The organism is Nostoc sp. CmiVER01 (assembly GCF_034531135.2).
GTDB lineage: Bacteria > Cyanobacteriota > Cyanobacteriia > Cyanobacteriales > Nostocaceae > Nostoc.
This window is the reverse complement of sequence record NZ_JAVRBU020000005.1, coordinates 104428-131236: the sequence shown is the minus strand read 5'-3', so window position 1 is coordinate 131236 and position 26809 is coordinate 104428. Positions and strand designations below refer to the sequence as shown.

At 42.0% G+C, this 26809-nt stretch carries 23 protein-coding genes and 1 pseudogene; 11 read left to right on the top strand and 13 right to left on the bottom strand.

Annotation, left to right across the window (positions count from 1 at the left end; translation table 11 throughout):
* Positions 1–38 precede the first annotated feature (38 nt).
* Entirely contained in the window at positions 39–1073 is a 1035-nt protein-coding gene (locus RMZ43_RS09465) for a cysteine hydrolase family protein (protein WP_322648988.1), read from the top strand.
* A gap of 140 nt (positions 1074–1213) precedes the next feature.
* Here RMZ43_RS09465 and RMZ43_RS09460 read toward each other — a convergent pair whose 3' ends face one another.
* Positions 1214–2107, bottom strand: a complete 894-nt coding sequence (locus tag RMZ43_RS09460; protein ID WP_322653945.1) for a LysM peptidoglycan-binding domain-containing M23 family metallopeptidase — start codon at positions 2105–2107, stop codon at positions 1214–1216.
* 260 nt (positions 2108–2367) lie between these two features.
* Between RMZ43_RS09460 and RMZ43_RS09455 the strand changes: the two genes are divergently transcribed.
* Positions 2368–3576: an HhoA/HhoB/HtrA family serine endopeptidase gene (locus RMZ43_RS09455; protein WP_322648987.1), complete on the top strand. Its 1209-nt coding sequence runs from the start codon at positions 2368–2370 to the stop codon at positions 3574–3576.
* Positions 3577–3821: 245 nt separating this feature from the next.
* On the opposite strand, the gene RMZ43_RS09450 is transcribed toward RMZ43_RS09455, so the two are convergent.
* The 3 genes from RMZ43_RS09450 to ispD form a co-directional block, all read right to left on the bottom strand.
* Positions 3822–4169: a DUF760 domain-containing protein gene (locus RMZ43_RS09450; protein WP_322653944.1), complete on the bottom strand. Its 348-nt coding sequence runs from the start codon at positions 4167–4169 to the stop codon at positions 3822–3824.
* A gap of 219 nt (positions 4170–4388) precedes the next feature.
* Positions 4389–4925 carry an SMC-Scp complex subunit ScpB gene (gene scpB / locus RMZ43_RS09445; protein WP_109009187.1) on the bottom strand — a complete coding sequence of 179 codons (537 nt, stop codon included), beginning with the start codon at positions 4923–4925 and terminating at the stop codon, positions 4389–4391.
* A 283-nt stretch (positions 4926–5208) separates the two neighbouring features.
* Positions 5209–5898: a 2-C-methyl-D-erythritol 4-phosphate cytidylyltransferase gene (ispD, locus tag RMZ43_RS09440; RefSeq protein WP_322648985.1), complete on the bottom strand. Its 690-nt coding sequence runs from the start codon at positions 5896–5898 to the stop codon at positions 5209–5211.
* A 69-nt stretch (positions 5899–5967) separates the two neighbouring features.
* Between ispD and RMZ43_RS09435 the strand changes: the two genes are divergently transcribed.
* Entirely contained in the window at positions 5968–6918 is a 951-nt protein-coding gene (locus RMZ43_RS09435) for a glycosyltransferase family 9 protein (RefSeq protein WP_322653943.1), read from the top strand.
* A gap of 260 nt (positions 6919–7178) precedes the next feature.
* On the opposite strand, the gene RMZ43_RS09430 is transcribed toward RMZ43_RS09435, so the two are convergent.
* A complete protein-coding gene (locus RMZ43_RS09430) occupies positions 7179–7664 on the bottom strand; it encodes a CRR6 family NdhI maturation factor (protein ID WP_322648983.1) in 486 nt (161 codons plus the stop codon).
* A gap of 634 nt (positions 7665–8298) precedes the next feature.
* On the opposite strand from RMZ43_RS09430, the gene RMZ43_RS09425 reads away from it, so the two are divergent.
* On the top strand, positions 8299–8745 hold the full coding sequence (locus RMZ43_RS09425) for a Fur family transcriptional regulator (RefSeq protein WP_322648982.1): 447 nt from the start codon (positions 8299–8301) through the stop codon (positions 8743–8745).
* Between the two features lie 149 nt (positions 8746–8894).
* Here RMZ43_RS09425 and RMZ43_RS09420 read toward each other — a convergent pair whose 3' ends face one another.
* Complete coding sequence (locus RMZ43_RS09420) at positions 8895–11906, bottom strand: pentapeptide repeat-containing protein (RefSeq protein ID WP_322653942.1); 3012 nt, start codon at positions 11904–11906, stop codon at positions 8895–8897.
* Positions 11907–12049: 143 nt separating this feature from the next.
* On the opposite strand from RMZ43_RS09420, the gene RMZ43_RS09415 reads away from it, so the two are divergent.
* Positions 12050–13813 (top strand): DUF3685 domain-containing protein, encoded by a 1764-nt coding sequence (locus tag RMZ43_RS09415; protein ID WP_322653941.1) that lies wholly within the window; start codon positions 12050–12052, stop codon positions 13811–13813.
* Between the two features lie 111 nt (positions 13814–13924).
* Positions 13925–14635, top strand: a complete 711-nt coding sequence (locus RMZ43_RS09410) for a diacylglycerol/polyprenol kinase family protein (protein ID WP_322648979.1) — start codon at positions 13925–13927, stop codon at positions 14633–14635.
* Here the strand turns inward: RMZ43_RS09410 and RMZ43_RS09405 are convergent.
* The 4 genes from RMZ43_RS09405 to RMZ43_RS09390 form a co-directional block, all read right to left on the bottom strand.
* Positions 14591–15091 carry a hypothetical protein gene (locus RMZ43_RS09405; RefSeq protein WP_322653940.1) on the bottom strand — a complete coding sequence of 167 codons (501 nt, stop codon included), beginning with the start codon at positions 15089–15091 and terminating at the stop codon, positions 14591–14593. The genes RMZ43_RS09410 and RMZ43_RS09405 overlap by 45 nt on opposite strands.
* A gap of 69 nt (positions 15092–15160) precedes the next feature.
* Entirely contained in the window at positions 15161–16615 is a 1455-nt protein-coding gene (locus RMZ43_RS09400; protein ID WP_322650075.1) for a dihydrolipoyl dehydrogenase family protein, read from the bottom strand.
* Positions 16616–16736: 121 nt separating this feature from the next.
* Positions 16737–17867, bottom strand: coding sequence for a threonine-phosphate decarboxylase CobD (cobD, locus tag RMZ43_RS09395; RefSeq protein WP_322653939.1), 1131 nt, complete (start codon positions 17865–17867; stop codon positions 16737–16739).
* Positions 17868–17893: 26 nt separating this feature from the next.
* Positions 17894–18178 (bottom strand): HU family DNA-binding protein, encoded by a 285-nt coding sequence (locus RMZ43_RS09390; RefSeq protein ID WP_010998076.1) that lies wholly within the window; start codon positions 18176–18178, stop codon positions 17894–17896.
* Positions 18179–18867: 689 nt separating this feature from the next.
* Here RMZ43_RS09390 and RMZ43_RS09385 point away from each other — a divergent pair.
* The 3 genes and pseudogenes from RMZ43_RS09385 to ctpC all read left to right on the top strand — a co-directional run.
* Positions 18868–19092, top strand: a pseudogene (locus RMZ43_RS09385) (ISKra4 family transposase); the annotation flags it as partial.
* Between the two features lie 227 nt (positions 19093–19319).
* On the top strand, positions 19320–20546 hold the full coding sequence (gene ispG / locus RMZ43_RS09380) for a (E)-4-hydroxy-3-methylbut-2-enyl-diphosphate synthase (protein WP_322650073.1): 1227 nt from the start codon (positions 19320–19322) through the stop codon (positions 20544–20546).
* 259 nt (positions 20547–20805) lie between these two features.
* Positions 20806–22089 (top strand): carboxyl-terminal processing protease CtpC, encoded by a 1284-nt coding sequence (ctpC, locus tag RMZ43_RS09375; RefSeq protein ID WP_322650072.1) that lies wholly within the window; start codon positions 20806–20808, stop codon positions 22087–22089.
* 150 nt (positions 22090–22239) lie between these two features.
* Here ctpC and RMZ43_RS09370 read toward each other — a convergent pair whose 3' ends face one another.
* Positions 22240–22425, bottom strand: coding sequence for a DDE transposase family protein (locus tag RMZ43_RS09370; protein ID WP_322650071.1), 186 nt, complete (start codon positions 22423–22425; stop codon positions 22240–22242).
* 257 nt (positions 22426–22682) lie between these two features.
* Here RMZ43_RS09370 and RMZ43_RS09365 point away from each other — a divergent pair, with 257 nt between their 5' ends.
* Together RMZ43_RS09365 and RMZ43_RS09360 are read left to right on the top strand one after the other, a co-directional pair.
* On the top strand, positions 22683–23186 hold the full coding sequence (locus RMZ43_RS09365; protein WP_322650070.1) for a DUF6174 domain-containing protein: 504 nt from the start codon (positions 22683–22685) through the stop codon (positions 23184–23186).
* A gap of 634 nt (positions 23187–23820) precedes the next feature.
* Positions 23821–24660, top strand: a complete 840-nt coding sequence (locus RMZ43_RS09360) for a DNA/RNA non-specific endonuclease (protein WP_416212098.1) — start codon at positions 23821–23823, stop codon at positions 24658–24660.
* Positions 24661–24740: 80 nt separating this feature from the next.
* On the opposite strand, the gene RMZ43_RS09355 is transcribed toward RMZ43_RS09360, so the two are convergent.
* Both RMZ43_RS09355 and RMZ43_RS09350 read right to left on the bottom strand, forming a co-directional pair.
* Positions 24741–25133 carry a nuclease A inhibitor family protein gene (locus RMZ43_RS09355; RefSeq protein ID WP_322653938.1) on the bottom strand — a complete coding sequence of 131 codons (393 nt, stop codon included), beginning with the start codon at positions 25131–25133 and terminating at the stop codon, positions 24741–24743.
* Positions 25134–25737: 604 nt separating this feature from the next.
* The gene (locus RMZ43_RS09350) at positions 25738–26634 is read right to left on the bottom strand and encodes an SPFH domain-containing protein (protein ID WP_322653937.1); all 897 of its coding nucleotides are present in this window, start codon (positions 26632–26634) and stop codon (positions 25738–25740) included.
* Between the last annotated feature and the right edge of the window lie 175 nt (positions 26635–26809).

Below are 26809 nucleotides of genomic sequence, written 5' to 3'. Positions count from 1 at the left end.
TTTATAAATGTTATTACAGAATAAAAGTGACTGTAATTATGAACACCCAAATAACACCCCAACTACTAATTCCCTCACACTTTAACCCTGAAGAAGTCGGCAAAGTCTGGCGCGTACCTTACCAAGAACGTGCTGTCGAAGCTGAAATCTGGGCAAAACAACACGATATCAAACCTGCATCTTTAGATAAAAACCGGATTTGCCTACTATTAATTGATGTCCAAAACACCTTCTGTATACCTGAATTTGAATTATTTGTAGGTGGAAAATCTGGAAAAGGGGCTGTGGATGATAACGTCAGGTTATGTGAATTTATATATCAAAATTTGGGAGTAATTACAAAAATTGTACCCACCCTGGACACCCACACAGCAACGCAAATCTTCCATCCGATCTTTTGGGTAAACGCTGCGGCAGAACATCCCACTCCGGCAGCGACTAGCATCACCCTAGCAGATATTGAACAAGGTATTTGGAAAGTCAACCCAGCAGTTGCTGATACTGTTACTAATGGGGATTATGAATTATTAAAAAAACATACTGACCATTACGTTAAGCAACTAAGTCAAGACGGTAAATATCCCCTGACAGTTTGGCCTTATCATTCTATGTTGGGTGGTATTGGTCATGCTTTAGTTTCATCAGTAGAAGAAGCGATATTTTTTCACGCAATTGCTCGTCAGAGTCAGACGCAATTTGAAATTAAAGGTGAAAATCCCTTAACAGAAAACTATTCCATCTTGCGTCCAGAGGTGTTAGAAGATTTTGAGCAACGTCCACTTGCTTTAAAAAACACGCGCCTGATTAAACAACTTTTAGAATATGATGCAGTAATTATTGGTGGTCAAGCTAAAAGTCACTGTGTTGCCTGGACAATTGACGATTTATTAACAGAAATTAAACAGGTAGATGCTACCCTTGCTCAAAAAATCTATTTGCTAGAAGATTGCACTTCTCCTGTTGTTGTTCCTGGTGTTGTGGACTACACAGAACAGGCAGATGCAGCATTTGCAAGGTTTGCAGAGGCAGGAATGCACATCATAAAATCTAGCGAATTTGGGAATTGGGCATAGAGCATGGGGAAGAGGACTTGGGGACAAGGAGAATTGGGGACAAGGGGAAAGACTTGTTGGAAGGCTCTAAACTTTTGTCACCTTGTCCCCTTGTCCCCTTGTCTCCCCTGCCCCCCCTGCTCTCCCTACTCCCCATTCCCTCATTTTTTCAAATAACCCTTTGGATCTTCTGCTACCCAACCCAGAGATGAGCTAGAACGCACTTCAAAATGGAGGTGCGGTTGACTGGAACTTGGTTTTCCACTAGTTCCTACTGTTCCCAGTAAGTCTCCTTTTTTTACTTGTTGACCGACAGTAACCTTGATACTGTCAAGCTGGGCATAGCGGCTTTGGAGTCCGCCACTGTGGTTAATAATGACTAACTTGCCGTATGAACCTTGATCATTAGCAAAGGCTACGGTTCCAGGCGCGATCGCTAGCACATCTGTACCAACTGGTGCTAATAAATCAACACCACTGTGGAAGAAAACTTCACCTGTAGCAGGATTAATTTGCCAGCCGTAAGCTAATCCCACATTTGCCACTTCCCCCAAAGGATAGCCAGACAAAGATGCACGGTTTAGTGTACCTGCATCAGTAGGTATAGGGGACTTCGTTACAACACCATTGGGTGACCAATTTACCCCTGGAACAAACACAATTCTGGGGTCTTGTTGGCAGCCATTCACCTCAAAAAGGCTATCAGCACGAACTTTGTATTTTGCTGCCACTTGTCGCCAAGTTTGACCACGAGGCACTTCGACGACAATCCCATTGTAGGGAGGAATCTGAAGTACACTACCAACGCCTACGCTCGCACCGCTCTGCAAAGCTGGATTCATGCCGATAATAGTTGTAGGTATCAGATTGTAGCGCTGGGCTATGCTCTCTAAAGTTTCGCCACGAACAACTTTATGGCGTTGGAAGCGAGATAGGGCTGGAGTTGGGCAACCACCCACAGCAGCTTTGGCGCTGTTGATGTTTGGCAATATGGATACTAAGCTCAAGGCGCTAACTAAGCTACAGAGAATCAGTTGACGGAAGGGTAAAGTCATGTATACAGGTAAAGAGCGCATTAACTTTAAATTTTAGATGGGAAAAGTGGGGAGTGGGGAGTAGGAAGTGGGGGATGAGGGAGCAGGGGAGAGTTCAATGTGCCAAGTTCAATCCCCTCTGCCCCTCTGCTCCCTGCCCCCTGCCCCTTTGCCTCTTCTGCCCAATCCCTAATTCCTCCTAAATTGATCTGTCCACTTGCCGTTAGCTTGACTACACTTAGAAATTAGCAACTGCATTTCTGTCCTTAAGCAGAATGATTATGAAGTTATCCTTAAAGCAACTGGCGGTTTATATATTTTTACTGGTGTTTGGCTGTGGTGCAGGTTTCTTAGGCAGTCGCTATCTCCTGCTCAAAAACTCTTCGTTCCAGCAGTTAAGAAATGTAACAATGGCTTCGCCTCCAGAATCTGTAGTGCCAAATTCTTCTAACGGAGCGGTTGGGGCTACTGGGGGCGATAATGTGAATTTTATTGCGACGGCAGTGCAAAAAGTTGGCCCGGCTGTGGTGCGAATTAATGCCACTCGCAAAGTCGCTAATCCTATCTCTGACGCCTTGAAAAATCCCCTCTTGCGGCGATTCTTTGGGGAGGATGAGCAACCAATTCCCCAAGAACGCATTGAGCGCGGTACAGGATCGGGATTTATTTTGAGCCAAGATGGAGAATTACTCACTAACGCTCATGTCGTAGCTGATACAGATACAGTACAAGTCACCCTCAAGGATGGTCGAAGTCTAGAAGGGAAGGTGGTAGGAGTTGATTCGGTGACAGATGTGGCGGTGGTAAAAATAAAAGCGGATCATTTACCGACTGTGAAATTAGGCAATTCGCAAAACTTAATACCAGGACAATGGGCGATCGCTATTGGTAATCCTCTTGGTTTAGATAATACTGTCACTATCGGCATCGTCAGCGCTACAGATCGCACCAGTACTCAAGTCGGTGTACCAGATAAACGAGTCAGCTTTATCCAAACTGATGCCGCAATTAACCCTGGTAATTCTGGTGGCCCCTTGTTAAACGCCCAAGGTGAAGTGATTGGTGTTAACACTGCCATCCGCGCTGATGCTCAAGGACTCGGTTTTGCTATCCCTATCGAAACTGCCGCTCGCATCGCTAATGAACTTTTTACCAAAGGGCGTGTACAACATCCCTTTTTGGGTATTGAAATGGCAGACCTTTCTCCCATCAGAAAACAGCAGATTAATCAAGAAAATCAGATCAACATTCAGCAGGAAGCTGGGATTGTAATTAAAGAAGTCACAGAGGATTCCCCAGCCAAGCGTGGAGGACTGCTTCCTGGAGACGTGATACAAAAAGTTAACGGTAAACCAGTTAAAACCTCAGCCCAAGTCCAGAAGCTCGTAGAGTCCAGCACAGTTGGGGACATTTTAGCGATCGAAGTCAACCGTAGCGGTAAAATTCAAACCTTCAAAGTACAATCAGGAGCTTATCCTGAAAGGAAGTAGTCAAGATAATTCGTAATTCGTAGTTGCAAGACGCTTGCGGACACCAGAAAGCGCGTCGCTGTCAGTGGAAGCTTGAACTCTCCACAAATGTCTTGTTAACCACTAAATTTTTAATTCAGTGTGGGCTGCTGTAACCTTTTTAATTACGAATTACGAATTACGTTAGCGCAGCGGTAGCGAGTCCACGAGCGTCATTAGTAATTATTTGGTCAATAGTCCCAGAATATTTGACTACTGACTATTGATTATGGATCATTAGACAAATGCTCTAACTGCATTCTTTGTTCCATCTGGCGCAGAAAATACCCTGTCATCATGGCCGACGCTAGAAGCCCAGCTAAATTCTCCCGATCTGTTGTAATTTGCACGTTAAAGTTTTCTGGCGGGAGCATTCCCACAAGCCCTTGGACATTTTGCGAGATGATTTGTTTAATTTCGGGGCTGGCGGACTGAGCAATCCTGGCTAAAACATCAGGAGACTGATGCTGTAGATATTTGAGTAGCTGATTCGGGTATTGCTCAGAGTGGTCTGAAAGAAGTTGATTAGGGTGTTCCTCAGAGTTGTCATTTAAAAAGTCAGGATTAAACACCATTGGCAGTTTTATTTAGCTTAATTGCTAACTCCACTTTAAACCATAGTACAAGGGTAGCGCATTCACCATAGGTATAAGTCAAGAGGAGGGAAGAAGGGCATGGGAGCAGGGGGCAGGGGGCAAAGTGATTTGAGTGAGAACTTACAACAAATCTTTCCCCTTGTCCCCTTGTCCCCTTGTCCCCTTGTCCCCTTGTCTCCTTGTCCCCTTGCCCACTCCCTACTCCCCACTCCCCACTCCCTCCAGTTCTAGTTCTAGTTGTTCTTCCTTCTGGCTAGTAGAAAGTATTTGGGGGAGTTGTTCGATTTGGAAATATTGATGAAATTTTGGGGTTACTTGGAGTGAATAAGAGCGAGAATCGCTGTCTCGACGCTTGCGGATGAAACCAAGTTCTACAAGTTCTGGAACGTGCTGATATACTCCTGAACCGCGCAGGTTAATCAAGTCGCTCTGGAGTATGGGACTATTTAGGGCGATCGCAGCTAAAGTCCGCAATGCACCTACACCCAATTCTACTGGTATCATCGTTTGCACTAAATCATGAAAATCAGACCGTAGTTGCAAACTGTAACCATCTGGAGTTTCTACTACCTCTAGGGCGCTATCTCGGTGGGCATAGTTGTCCATTAGTTCAATTATGCCTTCTTTGACAGTGGCGCGATCGCACGCGGCATACTCGGCAATTTCGCCGAGCGACAAGGGTTTACCCTTTAAATACAGAATTGCTTCTATCTTTGTCGCTGTGGCTGTAATCATTTAGTTATTAGTCATTTGTCATTGGTCATTAGTCATTTGTCATTGGTCATTAGTACATGACAACTAACAATCAACAAGTGTGTGGCATTATATCGTAAATTGTCAAAATATTGTTTGATATTCTCAAATTGGGTATTGGGCATGGGAAAGAGGACTTGGGGACTCTTGAGAATTGGGGACAAGGGGAAAGACTTGTTGGAGCTCTAAACTTTTGTCACCTTGTCCCCTCTGCTCCCCTGCCTCCCCTGCTCCCTCATCCCCCTCATCCCCCACTCCCCAACCCCTAATCCCCAATCCCTCTACTTGTGAGAATAAATTCTGCGATCGCTAAATCTTGGGGAGTTGTCACTTTTAAATTTGTCTCTTCTCCCTCGACAATTCGCACTTCAATACCACATTTTTCAAATAGAGCTGCGTCGTCAGTTACTTCCCAACCTTGACGGACACCTTCAGCGTGACACTGTTTCAACAATTTGACATCAAATCCTTGGGGAGTTTGTGCCGCCCATAATTGCCGTCTGTCGGGTGTTTTTTGAATTATGCCTTGTTCATCGACAACTTTAATCGTGTCTTTGACGGGTACAGCAGCAATTAAACCGGGACAATGGCGAATGGCTTGGGCACAAGAGTTAAATAAATCTGGTGTGGCCAGGCATCTAGCCCCATCATGAATTAACACTTGTTCTGCGGCTACTGGTAGCGCCTGCAAGCCGTTGTAAACAGATTCTTGGCGGGTGGAACCACCTGTAATCAATTCAACTGGTTTAGTCAGCTTTAGATCGGCGAGAATTGCGTTGAAGTCTGGCCAATCCGTAGGCTGAGAAATAATTCCGATCCAACTGATTGTACTGGCGGCTTCTGCGGCTAATAAAGTCCAGGCAATAATTGGTTGCGATCGCACGACTAGCAGGAGTTTATTGCGGTTACTACCCATTCTTTTTCCGGTTCCCGCAGCTGGAATTAGTAAATACACAGAATTCCTCAATCTTTAAGCTATATATTTTCCCCTAAAATAGGGAGCGAGTAAGCGTCAATAAATATTATGCGAGTAGTAGCCCTTGTACCTGGCGGAATTGGCGACCAAATTCTCTTTTTTCCGACTCTAGATGACCTCAAGCGCAATTACCCTAACGCTCAGATAGATGTCGTTGTTGAACCCCGGTCAAAGGCTGCCTATCGAGTGAGCAAGTCAGTTCACGAGGTACTGGCCTTTGATTTTCAAGACCGTAACAGTCTGGCAGATTGGGGTAACTTGGTGGGGACAATTCGCGATCGCGAATACGATGTTGCCATTGCTGTTAAGCAAAATTGGTTGATGGGTCTTTTAGTCTGGTTGACGGGAATTCCCACACGCATTGGCTACCAAGGCAAAGGAGCGGTTTTTCTTAGCAACGCTGTGCCATTTAAACCATCACAGTATGCGGCGGCAGTATATCATGATTTGCTGCAACCATTAAGCATAAAAACTCCTGTCCCAGAATTAGCTGTAAATGTGCCAAAAACAGATATTGACTGGGCAGAAAAGGAACAAAAACGTTTAGGGGTTCATGAAACAGGTTATATCTTGATTCATGGCGGTTCTGGCCAGGCTAAAGAACTGGATAAAATCTACCCTGTCCAGAAGTGGCACCAAATTATTCAAAACTTCCAAGATAAGCAACCGGATCTGCCTGTGGTAGTCATTAAGGGAGTTGACGATGAGCAGTTTGTGCGATCGCTTCTGGGGTCTTCTCCAGATATCAAGGTGACTGCCCCAGATGATATTGGTAAGTTAGCTGCCATGATTGCCGGGGCAAATCTAATGTTGTCCACTGATAGTGCGGCACTACAACTGAGTGTTGCAGTCCAAACCTATACCATCGCCCTATTTGGGCCCACTGATCCAACGGAGTTGTTGCCGAAAAACGAAAAATTCCTGGCCATTAAATCCCCCACAGGAAAAACGGCGGATGTTTCACCAAACGCAGTTTTGGAGAAAATTTGGGGCGGCTAAACCAGCAGTTTGTCTCAATTTCTGCAATTAGTCTATTGGATATTCCAATATAGTTATGCGTTTGTTGAATGACCGCAAAACCTGGACGTGACAGCTAGATTTTGCGGTTATTCAGAAAAAGAATACAGAATTCAGAATCCAGAAGTCAGAATTAAGACGTTCTCTATGAGACGCTGTGCTATTCACCAGCGATGCACTGAGCATAGCCGAAGTGTCGCTTAACTTCTTCTGAATTCTGACTCCTGACACCTGAATTCTTATTAAAATATCTCAAAAAAAGCATCCTCTAATTCATAACCCAGCATTTGAGCCATAGACTTCAGGCGTGAAAGGCTAGGGATGTTCTGTTGTTTGAGCCAATCACCTAAAATAAAAATTTTGTGCATCAAAAATATTTCTAAGGCTTCAGGATTGTACTGAATGCCTTCTTTGGAACTGAACTGGTGTGGCACAAGCATGGCGCTATAACGAGCAAATTCTCCAGCTTTCCAATCTAGTAAAAATGGTAGCCACGGGTATTTGGCATCTAGGCGTATAAACCATAGCCGCACCTCTGGAATTTCTGAGAGTTCCCGTGGATCGCCAGGTTCGAGTTCATAATTGATATCAAAGCGTAGCTGCTGTTCATGGGATGCGGCCCCATCTTGCAGCAGTTGTTCAATCACCGTTGACGCAGGCGACAGATCCAGATTGTTAATGAAGTCATTATTGAGTGCGATCGCGATTGTCTTTGATTCAGCAGCCACTTTTTTGATGCTCAACTGTAGGATCGACAATCTACAGTAGCAGCTTTCAGGTATTGACGCTAGATTGACCTCTAGAAATAAATTAGTATTTACTAATACTTTATTTGTTGATAATTTGGTCAACCTACACAAGTCTGACCTTCTCTAATTTATTTGATACTTTTGCTTAGTTTTCGCTGGTTATAACAAATATACATTTAGTTGCTAGCCTTGATATGAGCTGATGGTGATAACTGCGGCGGTTTACGCCTACGTCACTCATGTACACTGAATTTATAAAGTTAAATGTTACTTTTGTAACAGCGAGAAATACTTGCCTTGAACTAAAAAATTACTACACGATTAACATGGTGTGACATTAAAATTAGCCTACTTGGGGCAGGCGTTACCTTTTCCAAGGTGGACATTTACAGCAATTTTAAGTTAAAGTTGTAATGAGTTTGTTTTAGATTAAGGTCTGACAAAGTAGCCGTCAATAAGCAAAAAAATCATTATCGCAACCTGTAACTTCCGCAGCATCAAAAGCCAAAACACAAGCACAGGTAGAAAAAGTGTGTGCAATATCATTGCATATATTAAATAAGCAATAAACATTTAAACGGGAAAATTCCCTCAACAGTTAAGAAGCTGTAATATGCAAAAACAAACAATTTCTACAAAACCAATTCGTTCTTTAGAAGATGCGCTTGAGCAGTGCCAAATCTTAGGTATGCGTGTCAGCCGCCAGCGCCGTTTTATTCTAGAGTTACTTTGGCAAGCAAATGAACATCTTTCTGCTAGAGAGATTTATGATCGCTTGAACCAACAAGGTAAAGATATCGGTCATACTTCTGTTTATCAAAATTTAGAAGCATTATCCAGTCAGGGCATTATTGAATGTATTGAACGCTGTGATGGGCGTTTGTATGGCAATATCAGTGATTCTCACAGTCATGTAAATTGTATAGATACAAATCAAATTCTTGATGTTCATGTAGAACTTCCAGAAGAGTTAATCCGCAAAATTGAAGAAGAAACAGGAGTGCGAATTACTGACTACAGTATTAACTTTATTGGCTACCGTAACCCGCAAGAGGAGTAGGGGGCAGGGGGAGCAGGGGGAGCAGGGGGAGCAGGGGGAGCAGGGGGGACAAGGGGACAAGGGGACAAAAGTTTAGAGCTTCCAACAAGTCTTTCCCCTTGTCCCCAATTCTTAAGAGTCCCCAAGTCCTCTTTCCCATGCCCAATGCCCTATTCCCCAATAAAATTATTACCAAAAATTGTCTCATCATCGACATCATCATATAAATCTTCTGGTAAAATTGTGCCTTCAGAGCTTTCAATTAGTCCGATCGCAGGGGGTTTGTTCCAATTATTATCTGTGTTTGTCGCAATTTTGACGGTACTTAAGAAAGGCTGTTGTGATGGCGAATACTTAAATTTTTGAAACGACTCTTGGGAGAAGGAAGCATTATTATCGCTGACTAATTTTTTATCAGTCTCAGTGAGAATGGCATCAAATAAGCAGGCGTTAGTAAGATTAGCAGAATTAAGGTTTGCGCCTGTAAGATTGGCCTGTTGAAGGTTTGCGCCTGTAAGATTTGCCTGTTGAAGATTTGCACCTGTAAGGTTTGCGCCTGTTAAGTTTGCACCTGTGAGGTTAGCCTGTTGCAAATTCGCTCCTGCCAAATTCGCTCCGATTAACTCCGCATTTGATAAGTTTGTCTGCTCAAGACTTACCCCAGTTAACATTACTTGTAACAGAGAGGCTCCTGATAAATCGAGTCCAGCTAGAGACTTAATTCGAGTTGCGAAGGCATTTTTATTCAAAAGGCTTGTTCTAGCAATCAGCGCACTTAAAGCCTCTGGATTGAATTCTGCCAAATTGATTGGATTCCCACAAGGACAAAAGGGAAGTTTTGTTTCTCGGGAGCAAGCACAAAGCAATAAAAACACATTCAGTCCCACAGCAGCATTCACCTGCTCAACATTCACCGGGTTTTTCAGTGTGTGAAAATGACTCAAAGCTTTATGGGCTATACCTTCATCTAACCAATAGCCTTGACAGTAAGCACGCCAGAAGGACAAAAGCCGTTGGAACAAAACTTCAAAAGAAAACTTCTGCTTTTGCTCTCGGCGTAAAATTGCGTAGGCGCAGCCCGCCGCAGGCATCGCCAATTTCTCAATTTCTTGGCTAAGTATCCCGTAACCCAGTAAATTGTAAATATGCTGGGCTACACCACTAGGAGAATCAACCACAAAAGTAAGCGTGCCATAAACCTCATCTTGGCACTGAGTCAATAATTTCAACTCAGCAGTTATAGCCTCAGCACAAAGATATTCTCCTAACTTAATATGCGAAAACTCAATTAAACTAGTTTTTGCTGCACTTTCTAAATACCGAATTTTAAAATAAAACTCTGGTAGAGTATTTGCTTCCTCAGGCAAACTAATTTGATGACGTTGTGAGTGTAAAATTTTCAGAGCGATCGCTTGCATCTGCTCAAGTAAATCTTGAGGATGACGATTAGCGAGTAAATTAGCGATCGCTTCTGGAGTCCGGTGGATATGAGCCAATCCTGAGCGTAGTAGCATCGTTTTAATACCGCCAGTTAGCGGATAGCCCAACAACCATCGACTCAGGCGATGATGAATTTCCCATAACAGAGAAGACTTTGGGTTATTAGCAGCTAAGTGTAATAGTTCATCATCTAGCAGTCCCTCTCGGTGTAAAATGCCCAACAAATGCAGCATTAGAGGTTGACGGACAAGGGCAGAAAATTCTTTTAACTTTGATTGACTAGCAAATAACCCTGCCTGTTTTAAGAATATAAAGAAATTTTGAGCGATCGCTAAAGATTGCACTTTTGTCCATTGCTGAAACCATTGTTTTAGTTCCTCTGCATCCAACGGCTGAATGATAATTTGCTTCAATTGCAACGGGATCTCTGGAGCAATTTCTTGTAATGTCGTTGATCGACTCGTTAAGAAAATTTTGTGTCGGTGCTTAGATTGAAAATTCAGTAATTGCTGAATAAAAATTGCTTTTGCCCTTATCCCATGAGCAGAAGGGGGAAGTTCATCTAAACCATCCAACAGTAACAAACAAGGGAGATTTTCTTGCTCTAACCAAGTTGAAAGATTAACACTAAAGGCAGAATTTAGAGTTTCGATAAAAGTTTTACCATAAGTTACATCCCGTAACCTAATTACTATAGGCATCCAATTAGGGTAAAATTCTTCTGCTATCTGTGCTGCCCAGAGTTGACAAAAGCTAGTTTTTCCATAACCAGGTTCCGACTCAATTAGTGCGATCGTTTCTAAATCAGCTAGCTGTTGCTGCGCCCATGTTTTTAAATCAACTGGCTTAACAGTTTTTTTATCCTGCTCAGAAATATTTTCCTCTATTGGTAAGCCTTTTTGTGCAACATAAATATCGTTGAGGGCAAAGGATTCTATCAGCAAAGGTATACTGAGGCTTTTAATCAAACTTGCCCGATAATGTTCTCGCTGCAAATCAATTTTCTCAGTGGCTATAGAACCTACTTCTGGGGCGATCAAACTGGGAGATAATGAAATCCCTAAACGAAAAAATTTTTGTAGCTGCGCTAAAGGTGCAGCATTCTCGGTAACGACTACCAGTAAGTGACCAGGAAGCGAGTTGAGCAAACGCTGTGTTAGGAGTTTAGCTTCAGGTTCCTCTACACCATTGGTAACTAACCAAGCTATGGCAGCGTTATTTATTTGTTGCACCAGTAATGAGTCGGCAACCAAAGACAGTGCTTGTTCAGCTTGAGTATCAGTTAATTTACCTGGACTGAGAGTTTTTAGTAACCCTTGCAGTTGTGGATCTTGGAGAGTAAGTTTACCCATTTCCTCCTTCGGGATGAGTATACTTGCCCGGTCTAGCCACGGTCTTTGCAGGCTTGTTTCCTGCTCTATAATTGCTTGCAAAGCTTGGAGATAGCCAATTTGAAAAGCTAGCCATGTGCCTTCGTTACGTTTTAAAGGTTTTTTTTGGCTGAGGCTACGTAACAGGTTTTCTGTCAACTGGGAAATGAAATTGATTTCTTCCCAAACAATAGCTAAGGGCAGTTCTAAAACCTCTACCAAAGTACAAATATCAAAAGGCATCAAGCTTTTGACTTCCATATCCTGAACAATTCGGTAGGCAATACCTGCCAATTGTCCAGCCGAAAATCCTTTGATTTGATTGATTGCGATATAGCGTTCTGCCAACCAATGGCGAATACTCAAGTTCATTTAATTACACAGTGACGGCTGCATAAGGCAATTATGATCGATTTATCAGTTTGCGAAAACAGGTAACAATGGGGAAGACAAAGTTTTGTATCAAAGTTGTTTTCTGATTGGTAAAAAACAGTGCTTGTGTAACTGAGTAGACTATGAGCGATCGCCCTTTAAAATTATTGTTAATCGACCAAGACCCAATTTTTCGTCTGGGATTACGGGTAGCTCTAGAAGCAATTCCTAACCTAGAAGTCACAGGAGTAGTAGAAAATTATACTACTGCCTTGCAGATTTTAGCAGAAATTGCCCAAGAAGACCCAAATCAAGTCAATTTGGTGGTTTTGGAATTCGGTAATGGTCGCTCCACCACCAGTCAACAGCTAGGTTTACAATTCTGTCGGCAACTCAGAGCCTTATATCCCAACCTGCCAATTTTATTTCTCAGTTCTATCCAAGAACAAGGACTGCTATTGGCTGCCAAATCTGTTGGTATTAATGGCTACTGCCCTAAAGGTATAGCACTTCCTGAATTAGTCGCCGCCATGCAAGAAGTTGCAGATGGTGGTGACTATTGGTTCCAAGACACCCAAGCAATCACAACTCCTAACTCCTGTACAGACGCGATTAGTCGTGTCTCTGCCCACTCCCCACTCCCTTTTTATAAACTGCGAAATAATTTACGTTTGTCAGGAATTGCTCACATTGAAGCTACTCTAGCCGCAGTAACAGCGCAATTACAAGTTCCCGGGCTACCAGTATTAGATCGAGCAATTCTAGCTGGACAGAGACGAGAACTGCTAGCGGCTCGTTGGTTGCTAAATCGGTTGTTGGTTTCATCACAAGAAAAGCAAGAAGAAGATATTCCCGTTGCTGATGAGCCGCCTATAAATCCTTGGTTGAGTAGTGCCATTCAACAAAGGCAAATGTCACCTTTACTTAGTCCGGGAACACTACAATCTGCATTATTTGCATCTTGTGTTACCAAACTTCAATTTTCTTTACGAAATGTCACAGATATACCTTTAGAAATTGATATATTTCGTGAAGATAAAAAACGAGAATTACTTTATCTTATCCTGCAAAAACTAGCTGAACAGTTGGATGAATTACGCGCTTCTCAAATAGATATAAATCAATTATATGAGGTAAAAGTTAGATTACTAAGTGAGCTATGGCAAGCAGCAATTACAGATTTTTTTGGGAAATTTTCTCGGATAAAATTGGAAAATAGAAATATAGAGATTGTTAATTATTTATTACCAAGTATAGAAGTTGTCCAAAGAGATATTCTTAATAAAATTCCGTTAGTTTGCGAATTATATTCCTATTTAATGTTTCAAATAGAATTGAACATTGATAATACATCCTATCCAGTAATCAGTGCTGAAGCTAAGTCTCAAGCATTAATGATTTTAGAGAACTTGTTGATTCAGGTAGCGAATGGGGTAGTGCAACCACTGTTAAATTCTTTAGCAGATGTAGAGGTGATTAAACAAAACTTTTATGGACAGCAATTGATTTCTACAAGAGAGATTGAAAGATTTAGAAATAATTTGTCGTGGAAATATAGACTAAAAAATTATATAAATGAGCCAAAAGCCGTTTTTGAAAGTCGCTATGAACTATTTGTAATTGCACCTCGTGGGATTGCCAATACATCAGTTTATGCTCCTCGAAATCAGGAATTAGTAAAACTTTCTAATATTCCTTTAGTAGTGACATTAGTTTTAGAATTTAGTGATGCGATCGCACCGCGTTTAAAATCACTATTAGCTTTTGCAGGTAGCGGTATAGTCTTTATTCTTACACAAATAATTGGTAGAGGTTTAGGTTTAATCGGTCGTGGTATTCTTCAAGGTATTGGTAGTGCTTCGTTAATAGAAAAGAACCTTAGACGAAATAGCGATCGACCTAAGTGAAGGAACAGGGGCAGGGGAAGAAATCAATTCAAAATTCAAAATTAAACAACTTCTGTCTTCTGCCTCCTCTTTCCCAATGACTAATGACTAATGACTAATGACTAATGACTAATGACAAACAATGATTTTATCGGACTAGCAATTTCTTATATTTACGCTATTGGTCTGCTTGTTCTTGGCGAGGGACTACGCAGGCTGTTTGGTGTGAAGCCAGATTTGACCCGCAAGGTAATCCATATTGGTGCAGGGATGTGGGTTTTTGGTGTCCTGCTACTGTTTAAGCACTGGGAAATCGGAATTATACCTTTTGCTACCTTTATCGGACTTAACTACTTGTTTTACCGCCACCGAATCATCGGCGCAATGGATACCCAGGATAGCTCACCTGGTACAGTTTATTTCGCTATCTCAGTAACACTGCTTTTCGGGCTACTGTGGCGACCAGATGGGCCAGTAGATAGCGTTGCGATCGCTGTTGCTGGGATAATGGCGATGACCTGGGGTGATGCACTAGCAGCATTAATCGGTAGGCGCTTCGGGCAGCATAAATACCAAGTGGGAAATTCTGTGCGTTCTTGGGAAGGTTCAGCAGCAATGTTTGTAGTGAGTTCAGTAGTCATTTTCTTGGTGCTGTTGCTGCTACCAGGTTCCTCGCTGAGTCCCCTAGCAAAACCTTTTAGTTTAGCATGGGCCCTATTGACGGCGGTAATAACTGCTACTTTCGCTACTTTAGCAGAGGCAGTCTCACCCCACGGTACAGATAACCTCAGCGTGCCTCTAGTAGCGGCAGGAGTGGTATGGGTTTTGATGCAGGGCTTTTAAACCAACGTCCGAGTTCAGAGGCTCAACGTCCGAGTTCAAAGGCTCAACTTCCGAGTTCAAAGGCTCAACGTCCGAGTTCAGAGGCTCAACGTCCGAGTTCAAAGGCTCAACTTCCGAGTTCAGAGGCTCAACGTCCGAGTTCAGAGGCTCAACTTCCGAGTTCAAAGGCTCAACTTCCGAGTTCAAAGGCTCAACTTCCGAGTTCAAAGGCTCAACTTCCGAGTTCAGAGGCTCAACGTCCGAGTTCAAAGGCTCAACTTCCGAGTTCAAAGGCTCAACGTCCGAGTTCAAAGGCTCAACGTCCGAGTTCAAAGGCTCAACTTCCGAGTTCAGAGGCTCAACTTCCAAGTTCAAAGGCTCAACTTCCGAGTTCAAAGGCTCAACTTCCGAGTTCAAAGGCTCAACTTCCGAGTTCAAAGGCTCAACTTCTGAGTTCAAAGCTAGTAATAAATACAAGACTCACTTTGATAGCACTATTTCTAACTCCCCACTCCCCACTCCCTATTCCCTACTCCCCACCCCCACTCACAAATTCCAATTGCGACGGAAATGGAAGAAACCTTCTAAAAACTCTTGCAAAGCAATATTGCTATTTAACCTTTGCTTACTCCACTCTCTTGCAGCTTGTTCCAGAATTTCTGAAAAACTCGGATAGACAAGAAATAAATTTGCTAAATCTTTGACTTTAATTTTTTGGGACATTGCCAAAGCAATCAAATTAATTAACTCTCCAGCTTCTGCCCCCAATATCGCAGCTCCCAAAATTTCGCCATTGTCTAACACAATTAATTTACACATACCAGTGGTTTCATCTCGAAGCTGGGCTGCTGCCACTGTTTTAAAATATTGTCGCAAAACTAAAACTTTATCTTGACTAAAGATGCGTTTTGCCTGCGCCTCTGTTAAACCCACTTGCGCCACCGTCGGCGCAGAAAACATTGCCCAAGGAATGAAGCGATAATCTACTCGTAATTTTGGGAAAAAGAGGGCATTGTTCAGGGCAATTTTTGCTTCATAATTAGCAATATTGGCAAAGTCGTAACCACCAATTACATCACCACAAGCGTAAATACGGTGGTTAGTGGTTTGGAGTTTATCATTCACTACCAAGCTACGCCGATGCCATTTCACACCTACCATCGCCAAATTTAGAGATTCAAGATTTGGCTGTTGTGCAGTCGCCACTAAAATCTCATCAGTTTCAATAGCTTTATCTCCTGCTTGAATCCACTTTTTATCCTCAATTAGCCTAACCTGAGTCACTGGCTTATCAGTGAAGACGCGCACACCTTCGACTTCTAACTGTGCCTGAAGCAATATGGCTATCTCAGGGTCAATATTAGGTAGAACATAAGGGTGCTTGACTATCAGCGTTACACTGCAACCAAACCGCGCTAAAGTTTGAGCAATTTCAATGCTTTGGGGAATACCGCCGATAATTACCAAATTTTTGGGTAATATTCCTCGCTGTAAGTATTGCCAAATATTAGATAAGGTTAGGTAGCCAGTGGCTTGCAATCCTTCAATATCTGGAATTTCTGGACGCGAACCACTAGCTAGCAAATAGGTACGGGCGCGTAATAGGCGATTGTTAACGGCAAAAGCCAGTTGAGGTGAAGATTGAAATTGACCACTGCCAACAATGATATCTACCCCAGACGCGGCTAGGATGGCTGGAGAATGCTGTTCCTTGAGATTTGAGGCGACGCATTGAGCATACAGCATAGCTTCTTGCCATGCCATAGATATATGGCATTCTTCTGAGGTATCAGTATGTGTGGCATGAATACCAAAACTAGCGGCATCATTCAACTTCTGCGCCAGTTTACCGATTTCGGTAAGAGCATGATGATAAGTAAACCCGTAGTCTACTTTAGGTTCCACCAGGGCAACTGTAGCACGTAGTTGGGTTGCAGCATGAGCAGCATAGTATCCAGCAAGACTGCCGCCAATAATTACAACATCGTAGTCAATAGTCATTTGTCATTTGTCATTTGTCATTGGGCATGGTAAAGAGGACTTGGGGACTCTTGAGAATTGGGGACAAGGGGAAAGACTTGTTGGAAGTTCTAAACTTTTGTCACCTTGTCACCTTGTCACCTTATCCCCTCTGCTCCCCTGCCTCCCCACTCAACGCTGTTAGTAAGCGTTGGTTATCAGACTCTTCACGTATGGCAACCCGGAAAAAGCGATCGCCTAGTTCTTTAAAACTAAGGCAATCGCGGATTAAAATCTGGTGATGCTTGAGCAATTGTTGCTGTAACTGCAAAGTAGACTTTTGGGACTCAACTAGTAAAAAGTTAGCAGCGCTTACTTGGGGTTGCAATCCTGGTATTTCAGCCAAACCCTGAAAGAGTTGGTTTCGTGCAGGTGGTAGCCATGCCCAGGTTTGCTGCTGAAACTCAGTATCCTGGAGTGCCGCAATTGCCGCCGCCGCCGCTAGCGTGTTTACGGGCCAAGGGTCACGCCATAACTGCCATTTAGCTAGGCAGTCGGGGTGTGCGATCGCATATCCTAATCGCAGTCCTGGGAGACTGTAAAATTTAGTCAGCGATCGCAATACTACTAAGTTTTTATATTCCTGCACCACCGGAATCAGGCTTTGTTCCTCATTAGGCGGCACAAAATCCATAAATGCTTCATCTACCACAACCAAAGCAAATTGCTCCAGGTAGGGCAAAATAGACTCCCGCGAAAATAGTTTTCCGGTTGGGTTGTGGGGATTATTCAGCAATAGTCCTTTGTCCTTTGTCAATGACAAATGACCAATGACCAATGACCAATGACCAGTGACCCTTCGGGTTCGCAGTTGCTCATGGGGGAAACCGCCAAGACCGCACTGGCTCACTAATGACAAAGGACACTCCAGCACTTTAGCGTTGTACGACTTCAGGGTTCGGTTGTAGTCGCCAAAGGCTGGAGTGATTAAAATTGTCGCGGCTAATTGGGCTAATTCCCTACCTATGAGAGTGAGTAATTCTGCGGAGCCGTTACCCGGCAGAATCCACTCAGGCGGCAATTGATGGAAGTGACTGAGAGCTAGTCTCAGTTCACTATAGTTTGGGTCTGGATAGTGCTTAAGATTACCAATTTGGGACAGAATAGCAGCGATCGCGCTATTTGGAGGCCCCAACGGGCTGATGCTAGCAGAAAAATCCAGAATAGCATCAGGGGAACAGCCAGCCAGTGCTGCTGCCCAGGCTAAATTTCCCCCGTGTGCAGGTTGCCGCATTAAAAAAGGGTTCCCGAAGACAGAACCTATGCTTTTGGGGGTGCTACCTTTTCTCTAAACAGTTTTCCTGCCGAGAAGGCAGGAACCCTCGTTGCTGGAATTTCCATTTTTTCATTTGTTTTCGGGTTGCGACCTTCGCGGGCTTTACGTTCCCGTGATTCAAATGAGCCAAATCCTACCAATGTTACCTTATCACCAGAGGAAACCGCTTCAATAATCGTTTCCAAAGCGGCAGTTAAGACTGCATCCGCTTGTTTCTTGGTAACACTAGCTTTTTCAGCTACGGCATCAACTAATTCACCTTTGTTCATGTCAAACTCCTGAAGGTTTACTTGAGATTCTTTACGGATGCACCCTGATGCATCTGTACTGAAATCTTTGTTTGCGAAAATACAAAAATCATCCTTTGGGAGTAGCTTTACTCAAAACGGCTGTACATCCCATCGGCTCGACTTTTCAATGAATCATTCTAAGGTGTTGTAGCCTGATGTGGATAGATGAAACCATTAATTTATATAGATTTCAGGATTTTTTGTAATTTTAGGGTACTTGTTTCACTAAAAACTACCCCAAAAGTAGGAAAAAATACCTAGTAAATGCTGCAATCGTCAAGAAAACAGAAGAATGAGGAGGTGGAAGATGGTCAGCATTTGTTGGGATTCATTAATGATGGTGAAGAGTTGTTGCTGAGATTCACTAATATTTATACAAAATAGTTTGTAGTAAGCATTTTAGTGCTTAAAAATAAGGACTTCAGTCCTTACTCAACGAGAAAGTTAGTCGCTCATGAAGGAAACCCCCAGACGCTCGTGGACTCGCTCTAAGCGAATGCGAGTGCGTCTCTAAGAGTTGGCTTTATGCTGCGCTATCACCCTTAGTGTCTCCCTTTGGGCTATATCCAATTTTTTTCCCTGCCTCCCCAGTGGTCTGTCCCATTAATTTCGCGTCTCTACAAGGTTTTGGTAACAAACTAATCAATCAGAACTTATAGGACAGACCACTAGGTAAAACTAGGAAAATAAAAAGCCTAATAGGGAAACTGACTCTTAAAGCCAAACAGCTACAAAGACTAGGTTTGAAACCAAGAAGTAGGTTAAATCCATTACTTCAAAAGTGTTGTTTGAGGCTATTAGCAAATGAATCATACCAAAAAGCAGAAATTAAGATTGAGGTATTAACAGGAGTGAAAGTTAGTTACTCAACGCATCGCTTCCTTAAGCTTTCCTGCTGAACCCTGCGCGATCGCTACTCAAGCTACTCAGTTAAAAAGATTTTTAGCAATATATCTTTACAAGTGAGCAAAACTTCTCAATTACTTTTTATTTCTTTGCCTGTCTCATTCTCCATTTTTTTCTATTTAATCACCAAAAGAGCCACCACCTGTGGCAATCTGGGAAACAGAGATTTATCAAATCTGATATTTTTACGACAGCAAATTTACCTAATCAGGTTATGCAAACTCTGCCCATAGTAGATACTTCAAATACTACATCCAGCCAACCTACCTTTGATACAACTATCAAGCGGCGTAAAACCCGCCCTGTAAAGGTGGGAAATGTCACTATTGGTGGTGGCTACCCTGTTGTAGTACAGTCAATGATTAACGAAGACACCCTTGATATTGATGGTTCTGTGGCTGGTATTCGTCGTCTGCACGAAATAGGCTGCGAAATTGTCCGTGTCACAGTGCCAAGTATGGCTCATGCTAAAGCATTAGCAGAAATCAAACAAAAATTAATTAAAACTTACCAAGATGTGCCCATTGTGGCTGATGTCCATCACAACGGACTAAAAATCGCCGTAGAAGTTGCCAAGCACATAGAAAAAGTGCGGATTAATCCGGGGTTGTATGTGTTTGAAAAACCAAACCTCAATCGAACTGAGTATACTAAAGCCGAATTTGACGAAATTGGCGAAAAAATCCGCGAAACCTTAGAACCTCTGGTAGTTTCTTTGCGCGATCAAGGTAAATCGATGCGAATTGGGGTAAATCACGGTTCCCTTGCTGAGAGGATGCTATTTACCTACGGTGACACCCCAGAAGGCATGGTGGAATCTGCCATAGAATTCATCCGCATTTGTGAATCTTTGGATTTCCGCAACCTGGTAATTTCCATGAAAGCCTCACGAGTACCGGTAATGCTAGCCGCCTATCGCCTGATAGCCAAGCGCATGGATGAACTAGGTATGGATTATCCGCTACATTTAGGCGTTACAGAAGCTGGTGATGGAGAATACGGGCGAATTAAATCTACAGCTGGTATTGCTACCTTACTTGCTGATGGCATTGGCGATACAATTCGCGTCTCACTTACAGAAGCACCAGAAAAAGAAATTCCCGTCTGTTATAGCATTCTCCAAGCTTTGGGATTGCGAAAAACGATGGTGGAATACGTCGCTTGTCCTTCTTGTGGACGCACCTTGTTTAACTTAGAGGAAGTGTTGCACAAAGTTCGGGAAGCCACTAAACACTTAACTGGTCTTGACATAGCGGTTATGGGTTGTATTGTCAATGGCCCCGGAGAAATGGCGGATGCCGACTATGGTTATGTTGGCAAAACACCTGGTTACATTTCTTTATATCGTGGCAGAGAGGAAATTAAAAAAGTCCCAGAAGATAAAGGTGTAGAGGAATTAATTAATCTGATTAAGGGAGATGGACGCTGGGTAGAACCGTAAAGGGTTGGGGGAGTGGAGAGAGAAATCAATTCAAAATTCAAAATTCAAAATTCAAAAACTTCTGCTTCCTGCTTCCTGCCTCCTGTGGCCATCCCGATTCCCCACTCCCCACTCCCAAAAATTTTGTATAAACCATCAAGCTAGCCGGATTGTCAAGTATTTTGTTTAAATTAGGGATACATACTCGGTCTGTACAGTGGTAGCCTGTGTTAGATTGAGCATACTGACTATATATTTTCCCTCTGACGCAGCTGTCATTATGGTGATTACAAAAAATAGGCTTGTTTTGGGTGCTACGGCAGTGACACTCTCCACGATCGCTGTTACTAGCCTTGGCATTCACTCCCGAGGTCAGGCTTTATTTAAAGCAAGTCCTAAACAATTAGTAGATGAAGTTTGGCAAAATATATACCGCAATTACGTAGATGGTACTTTTAATCAAGTAGACTGGCAGGCTGTTCGTAAAGAATACTTAAGCAAGTCCTACAGTAATCCGCAGGAAGCATATAAGTCCATTCGGGAAATGCTTAAAAAGCTAGATGACCCCTACACCCGGTTTATGGACCCAGCAGAATTCAAGAATATGCAAGTGGATACCTCTGGAGAATTGACAGGGATTGGGATCACGATCAGCCAGGATGAAAAAACCAAGCAATTGGTTGTAATTGCGCCAATCGAAGATACACCAGCTTATAAAGCTGGTATTTTGGCAAAAGATGTCATCCTCAAAATCAACGGCAAAAATACCAAGGGGATGGATACTAATCAGGCAGTATCCCTAATTCGAGGTGAAGCAGGAACGCAAGTCAGCTTAACAATTGAGCGTGATGGTCAGACAAAACAGTTTGACATCAAACGGGCGCGAATTGAAATTCATCCAGTTAAATATTCCCAAAAGAAAACACCAGCAGGTAATCTTGGCTACATTCGCCTGAACCAGTTCAGCGCCAATGCTGGTAAAGAAATGCAAACCGCTATCAAAGATTTAGAAAGCAAAAAGGTAGCTGGATATATTTTGGATCTGCGTGGTAATCCCGGTGGCTTACTTTTCTCCAGTGTAGAGATTGCCAGGATGTGGATAGACAAAGGTAAGATTGTCTCCACAGTTGAACGCCAAGGAGAGGCTGAAAAAGAAGAGGCAAACGGACGCGCCTTGACAAATAAACCTTTGGTGGTACTGGTAGATAAAGGTTCAGCCAGTGCAAGTGAAATCCTCTCAGGGGCTTTGCAGGACAACAAGCGTGCTACTTTAGTTGGTACTCAAACCTTTGGTAAGGGACTGGTGCAATCGGTGCGTCCCTTGGAAGATGGCTCAGGATTGGCGGTAACAATTGCTCATTACTACACCCCCAACGGTACTGATATTAATCATAAAGGTATTAGTCCAGATGTGAAGGTAGACTTGAGTAAAGCCCAGATGCAAGAATTGTGGCTTCATGAACGTGACAAACTTGCTACTTTAGCAGATCCCCAATTCGCTAAAGCAGTAGACGTAATAGGCAAAAAAATTGCTGCTCAGGGCGCAGCCACAGCAGAAAAATGAAGAGTTAAGAATAAAGTTAGAAGTCAATAGTGAGGAGTTAGGAATAAAAACCATCTTTGTAAACTCTTAACTCCTGTACAGACGCAGTTAATCGGGTCTCTACTCCTAACTCCTGTAGAGACCCGATTAATCGCTTCTCTACTCCTAACATTAAACTGGTTGGCACTTTCCAGCTCTAATAAGTCCGATACGCCGAGCGATCGCTTCTTCTTGCGAACTAAAAGGCCCCCACTGTTCTATAATCTCTATATTATCGTCGCCAACTTTGTCGCTGGGGACAATTTCGCAATTACCAACAGATCGCTTGACAATATACCAAGTTTGTGATTCATTCATACTTGAAATAAATATTTGTTTTTTACAGTAAAAATTCTACGGCATAGAGAAAATATTCTCGCATGTATGCAATACGATACATCGGATCTGATTTAGCTATAGGCTACACCCACCAACCAGTCCCTTACAGTGATAAATTTGCTATTTGCACTTGTATACCCACTGATAAATTTTAATAAAAATATAAAGTGTACTTAAATTTTCAAAAGTATTATATATAATACATGTATAATACTTTTGAAATTTAAGGGATTGATATGCGTTTACCTATCATTATCAGTGCCGGATTATTGCTATCTTTCGGACTGAACCTACCAGTAATGTCCAAATCTTCCATAGAGATAGCACAATCGCCAGCGAGTAATAACTTAAATTTAAGGCGATTACAAAAGCGATTAGATTTTAATCGCAATTTCTGGAATAAGCAAAATATTTCCAACTATAGTTATGAACTTAGCAATAGTTGCTTTTGTATAGAGGATGCTAGGGGGCCAGTAGTAATTAAAGTACGTAATGGTGTAACAAGTTCTATCACTTCTTTAGCTACAGGTAAAGATGTTAAAGAATACTTTCAAAGTTACAACACAATTCCTAAGCTGTTTGATGTGATTCAAGATGCTATCAAACGTAAAGCCTTCAGCCTGAATGTGCGGTATGATGCTAGATTCGGCTATCCAACCCAAATTGATATCGATTATAACAATCAGATAGCTGATGAAGAAAAATATCTTACAATTAAGAATTTTAAGGTAATTAAATAAAATAGCCGCCACTGCAAACAGAAAATTAAAGATTAAGGCAATATAGGAATCGTATTTGATTTTTGAAATTATCTATGTGGGCGGGGAGTGGGAAATTAGGCTTTTCGATCTGTACCGAGCTTTTTCAGAAATCAAACATTAGCCCTATAGGTATACTTACCTTATCTTGTATGAATGCTTAAATTGTCATCTTGAGCGGAGCGAAACATTTGGAGAAAATTTTCTCTTCCCTGAGTTCCGCTCAAAATGACATTCCTGATTTTTTTGACTTTTGCAAAAGGTTTATTAGCTACTGGGGTTTAAGTTTCTATGTTCTGCTGTGCGAATTGCCCCATTTCTCACATAATTAAATTTCCTCTAAGAAAAAAGATTGGTGTTGCTGATTAGATGTATAAATCTTGGTATAGGGGTACAAAATTTTAAGCGTAGGCGTAGCCTGCCGTAGGCATCGCTCGTTACCAAGGTAATGGCAAAGTAGTGATTTATTGATTGTTAACTCTTGCCGAACAAAGATTTCTGGCTATGGTATCACTACATCTTTACCATTACAAAAATCTTTAGTTTTGTATCACTGAATGCTTGATATTGAAGTGAGAAACTCGGACACTGTTTTTGCAATCAAAAGTACAAAAACGTGAAAAAAATTAAGATTTTCAAGTTTCTGCTACCATTTGTGATGGTAGTTTTATTGATAATTGGGTTGGCAAAGATCGTACCGGCCCAATCATCAGTAAGTGTTCACCTAACCCTTGGCAACCCCAGCAATGCTGGAACTTTCAGCCTAAATAACTACTTGCTGGTAAAGCCACAGTATGTAATTGGTTACAACTGCTCAATAGGTAGAGCAAACTGGGTGTCTTGGCAGTTAAATAGTAGTTGGTTAGGTAACACACCAAGGCAAGATAATTTTCGACCTGATACAACACTTCCTTTTGGATGCTATCAAGTTCAATCTACCGATTTTAGTGGAAGTGGGTTTGATCGTGGTCACATGACACCTAGTGGTGACAGAACTAATAGTGTTACCAATAATTCTGCCACCTTTTTGATGAGCAACATGATTGCTCAAGCCCCAGATAACAATCAGGGAATTTGGGCAAGCCTAGAGGAATATTCCAGAACTTTAGTAGGACAGGGTAAAGAACTTTACATCATATCTGGTGGATATGGGATGGGCGGTACCGGGTCTAACGGAAGGTTCTATACAATAGCTAATGGACGAGTTCAAGTCCCTAGTATAACTTGGAAAATTATTGCTGTACTGAATACTCCAGGTTTAGGTCTTGCTGGCGTGACAACCAACACGAGAGTTATTGCTGTCAGTATTCCCAACATGCAAGGGGTGCGAACAGCGAATTGGAGAAACTATCGGGTTAGCGTTGACTCATTAGAATCTCTAACTGGATACAATTTTCTCTCAGAAGTCTCAACATCTATTCAGTCTGTAATAGAAGCGCAAGTTGACAATTTATAAGTTTGGATGATTTCAAAAATGAGAAAGCCTAGCTACACAGATAGCTAGGCTTTTATTTAGATAAATTTCCAACCTACTTACTAGGTTTCAACCAGTTTTGTTACTACTCCAGCTAAGTCACCATTTTTAGTTTGGCCTATGATATAAGCGTCAATATTTATTTGTCCAACACGATAAACGCTGATGTCACTAAGATTATCTTTAAGCGTTTGGATAAGTGTTTGAAACTTTTTCACATTTTTTTTCTGTAGTTCATTGTGCCACTCTTGCTCAAATGCACAATTACGAAAGAGATAGTCCAAGTCTACTACTTCTACTGGCAGGTCTTGAGAACCTGTTAGCTGTAATATTTTCTCCTGTGTTGCGGGTGCAGCATCTTTCCACTGAACAACCTCGAAAGGGTAATCCGACTCGCTCATCATTAACAAGCCAGTACTAGCTTCCTTTAGTTTTTCGACAATCTCGCCGCTCATAGTCATCAGTTTCTAGCAACGCTCATACTGTATCATTCAGCCGACAGCAAGGTGGAAATGGGACAACTCGACCATTGGGTAAGAAATTTAGCGCAGATGAAGCAAGAATTACAATTGCTTAGTTTGATAAGAAAGTTTCAAATCTTTCCTTAGTAAATTGCTTAGAGTTTAGATGTGCTTGTCCTGATTTACGCAAGTCTTATTACCCATCTGATAGTAGTTTATATGGGTAATTTAGTTATGAAGATATTCCCTCACAAGCAACTAAAGTAAAGCATTCACACCACTAACGCCGTTTTAGTTTCTCCCAATTTTAAAAGTTTCAGCGCCCAAAAATTCCTCATTTATCAGTGACAAGATTTTATCTATAAGAATCCTATTTGAGTTTTGAGCTAATTCCGTACATCTGAAGGGTGGTAAAAGTAGTACTCAACATTGCACCATTCTCCTAACCGCTACCAACCGTTTTATTTTCAAGGCAGGTCTGTTATTGACCCTCGTAATACGTCTAAAATTGTTTGGATTTCATCATATAAGTAACAATGTATATTGTATATTTCATGCAATTGAAATTATCTCAAGCCATTAGCCTAATAAAAAACTTTTAGGGCTTTGAAGTTTCTGTTTCTGGCTGGATCATAATAGGCATACTGCCTTTTTCAGAACCAATAATTACAAGCTTAGAATTATTAGATTGAGCTAGCTTTTCGGTGGCTTCAATCGCTCGCAATTGTAGCACTTGGTTGGTAAGTTCAGCAGAGATAATTTTTTGGGAATCAGCTATACCTCGCGCTTCAATACGCTTTCGTTCTGCCTCTTGACGCTCTTTTTCTAGAACAAATTTCATCTGCTGGTTTTCTTGCTCTGTCTTGAGTCTGTTTTGAATTGCAGCTTGTAGAGTATCAGGCATTTTGACATTTCGCAAAAGAGCTTCTTCAACGATGAAACCCAAAGCTGGTATCTCCTGAGTAAGTTGTTGGTCAATTTTTTGGGCGATTTCTTGGCGTTTGGTAGAGTATATAGCACTGGCTGGGTAGTTTGCCGTAATGGCGCGGACAGTAGAGCGGAATCTGGAAATCACCAGTTGTGTTTCATCATCTCCAATTGTTTTATATACTGTAGCTGCCTTTTGCGGATCGAGCTTGTATTGAAGACTGACATCAAGATTTAGGCTCAAACCTTCTTGGGATGTTACATCTACATTTTCCTTTACATCCTTAATGCGAGTGGAAAAATTCAGCACTTTGTTAAAGGGATTAAGCAAGTGAACACCAGGATTGAGAGTAGTTTCAGAAACTTCGCCAAACAAGTTGACGACACCGACATTGCCTGGTGGGACAATCACCAAAAGCCTAGAAATAGAATTCAGTACTGCAATACTGCCAATCAATATCATAATTGTGCGTATTGCTAAACGTGACTTTTCACCAGATATCTTATCTGTATTGAGGTAAACGAGAATTGCAATTAGGCTAGTTACAAGAGAGACTATAAAGCCCATAATTTTTTCTGTGAGTTAAGAGGAATGTACTTAATCACATAATTCCCAAATGCCTTTATGAAACTAATACCATTTCACGCAAGTTAGCGGTTTATTAATCTTTTTACAGATTAAATAAACATTCCCGACTTCTGAGAGAAGTCGGGAATCTTAGCCTTGGAACGATGCCTACGAC

Excerpts from the sequence above, each read along its gene's own strand:
- RMZ43_RS09455 (WP_322648987.1), top strand. The coding sequence starts at position 2,368 with ATGAAGTTATCCTTAAAGCAACTGGCGGTTTATATATTTTTACTGGTG.
- ctpC (WP_322650072.1), top strand. The coding sequence starts at position 20,806 with ATGGTGATTACAAAAAATAGGCTTGTTTTGGGTGCTACGGCAGTGACA.
- RMZ43_RS09465 (WP_322648988.1), top strand. The coding sequence starts at position 39 with ATGAACACCCAAATAACACCCCAACTACTAATTCCCTCACACTTTAAC.
- RMZ43_RS09435 (WP_322653943.1), top strand. The coding sequence starts at position 5,968 with ATGCGAGTAGTAGCCCTTGTACCTGGCGGAATTGGCGACCAAATTCTC.
- ispG (WP_322650073.1), top strand. The coding sequence starts at position 19,320 with ATGCAAACTCTGCCCATAGTAGATACTTCAAATACTACATCCAGCCAA.
- RMZ43_RS09410 (WP_322648979.1), top strand. The coding sequence starts at position 13,925 with ATGACAAACAATGATTTTATCGGACTAGCAATTTCTTATATTTACGCT.
- RMZ43_RS09400 (WP_322650075.1), bottom strand. The coding sequence starts at position 16,615 with ATGACTATTGACTACGATGTTGTAATTATTGGCGGCAGTCTTGCTGGA.
- RMZ43_RS09390 (WP_010998076.1), bottom strand. The coding sequence starts at position 18,178 with ATGAACAAAGGTGAATTAGTTGATGCCGTAGCTGAAAAAGCTAGTGTT.
- RMZ43_RS09450 (WP_322653944.1), bottom strand. The coding sequence starts at position 4,169 with ATGGTGTTTAATCCTGACTTTTTAAATGACAACTCTGAGGAACACCCT.
- RMZ43_RS09350 (WP_322653937.1), bottom strand. The coding sequence starts at position 26,634 with ATGGGCTTTATAGTCTCTCTTGTAACTAGCCTAATTGCAATTCTCGTT.
- RMZ43_RS09460 (WP_322653945.1), bottom strand. The coding sequence starts at position 2,107 with ATGACTTTACCCTTCCGTCAACTGATTCTCTGTAGCTTAGTTAGCGCC.
- RMZ43_RS09415 (WP_322653941.1), top strand. The coding sequence starts at position 12,050 with ATGAGCGATCGCCCTTTAAAATTATTGTTAATCGACCAAGACCCAATT.
- RMZ43_RS09420 (WP_322653942.1), bottom strand. The coding sequence starts at position 11,906 with ATGAACTTGAGTATTCGCCATTGGTTGGCAGAACGCTATATCGCAATC.
- scpB (WP_109009187.1), bottom strand. The coding sequence starts at position 4,925 with ATGATTACAGCCACAGCGACAAAGATAGAAGCAATTCTGTATTTAAAG.
- RMZ43_RS09355 (WP_322653938.1), bottom strand. The coding sequence starts at position 25,133 with ATGAGCGGCGAGATTGTCGAAAAACTAAAGGAAGCTAGTACTGGCTTG.
- cobD (WP_322653939.1), bottom strand. The coding sequence starts at position 17,867 with ATGCGGCAACCTGCACACGGGGGAAATTTAGCCTGGGCAGCAGCACTG.
- RMZ43_RS09365 (WP_322650070.1), top strand. The coding sequence starts at position 22,683 with ATGCGTTTACCTATCATTATCAGTGCCGGATTATTGCTATCTTTCGGA.
- RMZ43_RS09370 (WP_322650071.1), bottom strand. The coding sequence starts at position 22,425 with ATGAATGAATCACAAACTTGGTATATTGTCAAGCGATCTGTTGGTAAT.
- RMZ43_RS09425 (WP_322648982.1), top strand. The coding sequence starts at position 8,299 with ATGCAAAAACAAACAATTTCTACAAAACCAATTCGTTCTTTAGAAGAT.